Source organism: Vibrio sp. YT-19(2023), assembly GCF_033337395.1.
On record NZ_JAWOQN010000619.1, the window covers coordinates 1 to 650 of the forward strand.

The window sequence follows — 650 nt, forward strand, 5'->3', positions numbered from 1 at the left end:
GACGTACGCATCATCGTATTTAAAGGCTACCCTGTCATGGCGATGATGCGCTGCTCAACATCAGCGTCTGATGGTAAAGCTAACCTTCACCAAGGCGCGGTCGGTGTCGGCATTGATATCGCAACAGGCAAAGCCATTCGTGCGGTGCAATTCGACCAACCAGTAACGCACCACCCGGATACGGGTAAAGATTTATCGACTCTGCAAGTGCCTCATTGGGAGCGTTTGCTAGAACTTGCGTCAAGTGCTTGGGAAATGACGGGGCTTGGTTACATGGGCACCGACATGGTTCTCGACAAAGAAGAAGGTCCGATGGTACTTGAGCTGAATGCTCGTCCTGGTTTGGCTATTCAAATCGCGAACGGAGCAGGATTGCTTCCTCGCTTGAAGCATATTGAAAGCCTCGGCACTCCAGCGGAGTACCCTAAGCCTATAGAGCGCGTAGCCTACGCGGTTGAGCAGTTTGGTGTAAAACCAAAGTTCTAAATCTTACAAGCTAGCAATCAGCACATGGTTGCTAGCTTTTTTCTTTCTGCCATCGTTTTCACTCCCCTTCCTATCTCATTTCGCCGGTTTCATCATTTGAATCAATGATCGAGCTAACAAAATCAACATAGATCGTTTCTTTTCCACTGAGCCCATTGAGTATG

The 650-nt window shown here is 48.6% G+C and carries 1 protein-coding gene; it reads left to right on the forward strand.

What is annotated here, in order from left to right:
• Nucleotides 1–486: sugar-transfer associated ATP-grasp domain-containing protein (locus R7E78_RS27490; RefSeq protein ID WP_318058800.1), on the forward strand; the 486-nt coding region annotated here is incomplete at its 5' end.
• Nucleotides 487–650: the final 164 nt, after the last annotated feature.